General features: G+C 51.8%; 8 protein-coding genes. 6 read left to right on the top strand and 2 right to left on the bottom strand.

What is annotated here, in order from left to right:
• Positions 1 to 154 precede the first annotated feature (154 nt).
• Positions 155 to 664 (bottom strand): peptide deformylase, encoded by a 510-nt coding sequence (gene def / locus ACHH0Z_RS25250; protein WP_008503479.1) that lies wholly within the window; start codon positions 662 to 664, stop codon positions 155 to 157.
• Positions 665 to 791: 127 nt separating this feature from the next.
• Here def and dprA point away from each other — a divergent pair, with 127 nt between their 5' ends.
• Genes dprA through ACHH0Z_RS25280 form a run of 6 tightly spaced genes read left to right on the top strand, consistent with a single transcriptional unit; the run spans position 792 to position 4,575 of the window.
• The gene (gene dprA / locus ACHH0Z_RS25255) at positions 792 to 1,916 is read left to right on the top strand and encodes a DNA-protecting protein DprA (protein ID WP_045409684.1); all 1,125 of its coding nucleotides are present in this window, start codon (positions 792 to 794) and stop codon (positions 1,914 to 1,916) included.
• Complete coding sequence (smg, locus tag ACHH0Z_RS25260) at positions 1,888 to 2,361, top strand: DUF494 family protein Smg (protein ID WP_008503477.1); 474 nt, start codon at positions 1,888 to 1,890, stop codon at positions 2,359 to 2,361. The genes dprA and smg overlap by 29 nt, the downstream gene beginning before the upstream one ends.
• 26 nt (positions 2,362 to 2,387) lie before the next feature.
• Positions 2,388 to 2,942, top strand: coding sequence for a type I DNA topoisomerase (locus ACHH0Z_RS25265; RefSeq protein WP_008503476.1), 555 nt, complete (start codon positions 2,388 to 2,390; stop codon positions 2,940 to 2,942).
• The gene (gene tsaC / locus ACHH0Z_RS25270) at positions 2,935 to 3,507 is read left to right on the top strand and encodes an L-threonylcarbamoyladenylate synthase type 1 TsaC (RefSeq protein WP_008503475.1); all 573 of its coding nucleotides are present in this window, start codon (positions 2,935 to 2,937) and stop codon (positions 3,505 to 3,507) included. The genes ACHH0Z_RS25265 and tsaC overlap by 8 nt, the downstream gene beginning before the upstream one ends.
• 4 nt (positions 3,508 to 3,511) lie before the next feature.
• Positions 3,512 to 4,330 (top strand): shikimate dehydrogenase, encoded by an 819-nt coding sequence (gene aroE, locus ACHH0Z_RS25275; protein ID WP_045409682.1) that lies wholly within the window; start codon positions 3,512 to 3,514, stop codon positions 4,328 to 4,330.
• Positions 4,327 to 4,575: a DUF1488 domain-containing protein gene (locus ACHH0Z_RS25280; RefSeq protein ID WP_008503473.1), complete on the top strand. Its 249-nt coding sequence runs from the start codon at positions 4,327 to 4,329 to the stop codon at positions 4,573 to 4,575. The genes aroE and ACHH0Z_RS25280 overlap by 4 nt, the downstream gene beginning before the upstream one ends.
• Here ACHH0Z_RS25280 and ACHH0Z_RS25285 read toward each other — a convergent pair.
• Positions 4,551 to 5,105: a gamma carbonic anhydrase family protein gene (locus ACHH0Z_RS25285; RefSeq protein ID WP_045409679.1), complete on the bottom strand. Its 555-nt coding sequence runs from the start codon at positions 5,103 to 5,105 to the stop codon at positions 4,551 to 4,553. The genes ACHH0Z_RS25280 and ACHH0Z_RS25285 overlap by 25 nt on opposite strands.
• Positions 5,106 to 5,457 lie beyond the last annotated feature (352 nt).

The raw sequence follows: 5,457 nt of genomic DNA on the forward strand, positions 1-5,457 counted from the left end.
CCGTCTGCGCTTCTCTGGACCTAAAACATCAATCATTCGGACTCCAACGACTAGTCTAAAAACTAGTATTAAGACTATCACTAACTTAAGTGATACCAACTGTCTGGAGATTCATGGGGCCAGTCTAACGATGATCCTTGTATCCGGTGGGACGTTATGCGCGAGAACGCAAACGATCCAGTTTCTCTACTTTCTGACGAATACGCTGCTGTTTCAGCGGCGAGAGATAATCGATAAACAGTTTACCGACCAGGTGATCCATCTCATGCTGAATACAAATCGCCAGCAGATCGTCTGCCTCCAGTTCGAACGGATTACCGTCACGATCCAGAGCGCGAATTTTCACTTTCTCAGCACGCGGCACTAACGCACGCTGTTCTGGAATAGACAGACAGCCTTCCTCAATACCGGTTTCGCCACTCTTTTCAAGCAGCTCTGGGTTGATCAGCACCAGACGGCCATCGCGATTCTCAGAAACATCGATCACGATAATACGCTTGTGAATGTCCACCTGCGTTGCCGCCAGGCCAATGCCTTCTTCGGCGTACATGGTATCGAACATATCATCAACGATACGCTGGATTTCTGCATTCACTTCTTTAACCGGTTCAGCGACGATGCGAAGGCGCTCGTCCGGAATATGTAATACTTGCAAAACTGCCATAAATTTCCAGAGTCGTGTTCAGGAGTTGATAAGAATACTCCCTCTATTCTAGACAAATCCCCCATCGATTGACAGCATCAGTGACCAATCGCAATGATTGCGGAGACCGCTTATGGCAGGGGAAAGGATGACATCTACCGAGATTTGGCTACGGCTCATGCACACAGGTTCTTTGTGTGGTGATGTCATGGTGGAAGCGGCTGCACGACTGCAGAGGCAGGAAGGCATCGACACGCTTGTTCTGAGAAACACTGGTTTGACAGCAAAGCAGGCTGAACGGTTCGTTGCGCTCAATGAGAGTGAGCTGGAACGTAGCCTGGTATGGCTTGAGCAGCCGGGTCATCATTTATTAACGGCCAACCATCCCCTTTATCCCCCTTTGCTCCGCACGATCCCTGATTATCCCGGAGCATTATTCATAAAAGGTAACCCCGAGACGCTTAATACCGTTCAGCTGGCGGTGGTAGGCAGTCGTGCGCCGTCATGGTACGGCGAGCGGTGGGGGAAAATCCTGTGCGAACAACTTTCACAAAGTGGTTTCACGATCACCAGCGGGCTGGCCTGTGGTATTGACGGCGTTGCCCACAGCGCGGCGCTGTCAGTAAAAGGACGAAGTGTCGCGGTGCTGGGAAACGGTCTTTTTAGTATTTATCCACGTCGGCATCAGGCATTGGCGATGCGGCTTATTGAGTCTGACGGCGCGATAGTGTCTGAGTTTCCGCTTTCCGCGCAGCCCCGACCGGCAAACTTTCCGCGTCGTAATCGCATCATCAGCGGCCTTAGCAAAGGCGTGCTGGTCGTTGAAGCCGCGCGGCGGAGCGGTTCGCTGGTCACGGCACGGTGCGCGCTCGAACAGGGGCGAGAAGTCTTCGCCTTGCTAGGCCCGATAGGTAATCCCGGATGCGAGGGACCGCACTGGCTGATTAAGCAGGGGGCAACACCGGTAACGGAAGTCGCGGACATTCTTGAAAATTTGCAATATGGGCTGCAATGGCTGCAGGAAGATCCCGAAAAGCGACAATATTCATCAGATCAGGGAAAGGTGGCATTGCCATTTCCCAAGCTCCTGGCTAACGTAGGAGATGAGGTAACACCTGTTGACGTTGTCGCTGAACGTGCCGGCCAACCTGTGCCAGTAACGGTAGCACAGCTACTCGAACTGGAGTTAGCAGGGTGGATCGCAGCTGTACCCGGCGGCTATGTCCGATTAAGGAGGGCATGCCATGTTCGACGTACTGATGTATTTGTTTGAGACTTACATCCATAACGAAGCAGAAATGCGAGTGGATCAGGACAAGTTGACACAGGATCTTACCGATGCGGGATTTGAGCGGGAAGATATCTACAATGCGTTGATGTGGCTGGAAAAACTGGCTGATTATCAGGAAGGCCTTGCCGAACCGATGCAGCTTGCTTCTGACCCATTGTCAGTACGCATTTATACCGCTGAAGAGTGTGAACGGCTGGACGCCAGCTGCCGGGGATTCATTTTATTCCTTGAGCAGATTCAGGTGCTAAACCTCGAAACGAGAGAAATGGTGATAGAGCGCGTCATGGCGCTGGATACCGCAGAATTTGAACTGGAAGATCTCAAATGGGTGATCCTGATGGTTCTGTTTAATATCCCGGGCTGTGAAAATGCCTATCAGCAAATGGAAGAATTACTCTTTGAAGTGAATGAAGGTATGCTGCACTAATTCAATGTGCAGCACCAAGAGTTGTTATGGCCAAATCAGCACTATTCACGGTGCATAAAAACGAGCCCTGCCCGCAGTGCGGGGCTGAACTTGTTATTCGGTCCGGGAAACACGGCCCGTTTCTCGGTTGTTCTCACTATCCGGAATGTGATTATGTTCGTCCTCTGAAAAGCCAGGCGGATGGACATATCGTTAAAATTCTGGAGGGGCAGCTTTGTCCTCTTTGCGGTGGCGAACTCGCGCTACGCCAGGGGCGTTTCGGCATGTTTATTGGATGTAGCCGCTACCCGGAATGTGAACATACGGAACAAATTGATAAGCCAGATGAAACGGCGATTGCGTGTCCTCAGTGTCAGCGCGGTCAGCTGGTACAGCGCCGTTCCCGTTATGGTAAGACCTTCCATTCGTGCGATCGCTACCCTGACTGCCAGTTCGTTATCAATTTTAAGCCGGTAGCGGGAATCTGCCCTCATTGCAATTATCCGCTACTGATAGAGAAGAAAACCGCGCAAGGCATTAAACGCTTCTGCGCCAGTAAACAATGTGGAAAGCCGGTTACGGCGGATCAAAATAGTGAATAATAACCTGCCATCAGGCTCCATTGCGCATGCAGTGGACGTACTGAAAAATGAAGAAGTCATCGCCTATCCAACTGAAGCTGTTTTTGGGGTCGGTTGCGATCCTGACAGCGAAACGGCTGTGAGCCGTCTGCTTACTCTGAAACAAAGACCCGTCGAGAAAGGGCTGATTTTGATCGCTGCGAATTACGAGCAGCTTAAGCCCTATATTGATGACTCTATGCTAACCCCAGCACAGCGCGAGACAATCTTCTCCGCATGGCCTGGACCAGTAACCTTCGTCTTCCCGGCTCAGCCTACAACGCCGCGCTGGTTAACCGGGCGCTTTGACTCCCTTGCCGTTCGCGTCACTGATCATCCGCTGGTGGTGGAGCTGTGCCTGGCATTTGGTAAACCACTGGTCTCAACCAGCGCCAACCTGACCGGGCAGCCGCCTTGTCGGACAACTGAAGAAGTGCTGGCGCAGTTCGGGAATGACTTCCCTGTCGCTGTTGGTGAAACGGGAGGGCGTCTGAATCCGTCTGAGATTCGCGACGCTTTGACCGGCGAACGTTTTCGCCAGGGGTAATCTCATGGAAACCTATGCTGTTTTTGGTAATCCGATTGCACACAGCAAGTCACCGTGGATTCATCAGCAATTCGCGGAGCAACTGCAGATAGATCATCCCTATGGGCGCGTACTGGCGCCAGTGGATGCCTTTATCCCAACGCTGGAGGCCTTTTTCGCCGCGGGGGGCAAAGGCGCGAATGTGACGGTCCCGTTTAAAGAAGAAGCATTCGAACGTGCAGATGAGCTGACCGAGCGCGCTTCACTTGCAGGTGCAGTCAATACCCTAAAACGGCTTGATGATGGACGCCTTCTGGGTGACAACACCGACGGGATTGGTTTACTCAGCGATCTGGAAAGACTCTCCTTTATCAAACCCGGATTCCGGGTTCTGCTGATTGGCGCGGGTGGTGCATCGAGGGGCGTTCTGTTGCCTCTGCTTTCCCTGGACTGTTCAGTGACCATTACTAACAGAACCTTTTCCCGGGCAGAAGCGCTGGCGGCGTTGTTTGCGCATACCGGCAGCGTGAGCGCGGTAGCGCTTGACGATCTTGCTGAACATGAGTTCGATCTTGTCATTAATGCCACATCCAGCGGCATCAGTGGCGAGATCCCGGCGATCCCCGCTTCGTTGGTCAGTGCGCATATGTACTTCTATGACATGTTCTATCAGAAAGGTAAGACGCCTTTCCTGAACTGGTGTGAACAACACGGCGCGAAACAGTTAGCCGATGGGCTGGGAATGCTGGTGGGGCAGGCTGCGCATGCTGTACTGCTCTGGCACGGGGTGCTGCCTTCAGTCGAGCCGGTCATTGAAAAGCTAAAGCAGGAGCTTTCGGCGTGAATCAGGCTATTCATTTCCCGGACAGAGAGAGCTGGGATGAGCATAAGCAAGCGGTCTGTTTTCCGGTGCTCGTGCAGGGTATGCAGCTTACCTGTGCCATCCACGGAGAAACGCTATTGCATCGTTTTGGCGGCACAGACCCGATAGCCGTATTTTGTGAAAACCGCTGGGATCTCGAAGAGGAAGCCAGCGATTTAATCCGCGAACAGCAGGAAGACGATCAGGGCTGGGTTTGGCTATCCTGATCCAAATAATCATTCTTCCATTTTACGTAGTTGTTTGCCGAGTATTTTAATCCTTCGATCTCCGCCTCCTTCAGGGGGCGGATCTGTTTTACCGGGCTTCCCAGATAGAGATAGCCGCTCTCCAGCCGTTTGTTCTGCGGGACCAGGCTACCGGCGCCAATCATCACGTCATCTTCTACTATGACGCCATCCAGTAAAATCGACCCCATGCCAACAAGTACGCGATTTCCGACAGTGCAGCCGTGAAGCATGACTTTATGGCCGACGGTAACATCTTCTCCAATAATGAGGGGATTGCCTTCCGGGTTATAGGACGAGTTGTGCGTGACGTGCAGAACGCTACCGTCCTGAATATTGGTTCGCGCGCCAATAGACACATAGTTAACGTCTCCCCTGATGGCAACGAGTGGCCAGATACTAACGTCATCGGCCAATCGGACATCACCAATGACCACACTACTGGCGTCGATCATCACGCGATCGCCTTGTTTGGGGAACAGATCTTTATAAGGACGTAATACTGCAGACATAACTACCTCTGGGAATGAGCGCTATACAGAAGACTTTGATCGTATTCGTCGATCGAGGCAAGGCAAAATACGTCAATATTTAAGCAGATCGGGCGGGATTTCAGCGAAAAGCGCGGAAAATCAGCAGTCGGAAAAAAAGATCTAAAAAATACTTGTGCTAAAAATTGGGATCCCTATAATGCGCCTCCATCGACACGGCGGATGTGAATCACTTCACAGACAACGCGGTCGGTTGAAGAGAAAAAATCCTGAAATAACGGGTTGACTCTGAAAGAGGAAAGCGTAATATACGCCACCTCGCAACGGTGAGCGAAAGCCGCGTTGCACTGCTCTTTAACAATTTATCAGACAA

The sequence above is a fragment of the Enterobacter cloacae complex sp. 2024EL-00227 genome (assembly GCF_043945315.1).
Lineage (GTDB): Bacteria > Pseudomonadota > Gammaproteobacteria > Enterobacterales > Enterobacteriaceae > Enterobacter > Enterobacter roggenkampii.

Coding starts and splice junctions, on each gene's coding strand:
- def (WP_008503479.1), bottom strand. CDS start 664: ATGGCAGTTTTGCAAGTATTACATATTCCGGACGAGCGCCTTCGCATC.
- dprA (WP_045409684.1), top strand. CDS start 792: ATGACATCTACCGAGATTTGGCTACGGCTCATGCACACAGGTTCTTTG.
- smg (WP_008503477.1), top strand. CDS start 1,888: ATGTTCGACGTACTGATGTATTTGTTTGAGACTTACATCCATAACGAA.
- ACHH0Z_RS25265 (WP_008503476.1), top strand. CDS start 2,388: ATGGCCAAATCAGCACTATTCACGGTGCATAAAAACGAGCCCTGCCCG.
- aroE (WP_045409682.1), top strand. CDS start 3,512: ATGGAAACCTATGCTGTTTTTGGTAATCCGATTGCACACAGCAAGTCA.
- ACHH0Z_RS25285 (WP_045409679.1), bottom strand. CDS start 5,105: ATGTCTGCAGTATTACGTCCTTATAAAGATCTGTTCCCCAAACAAGGC.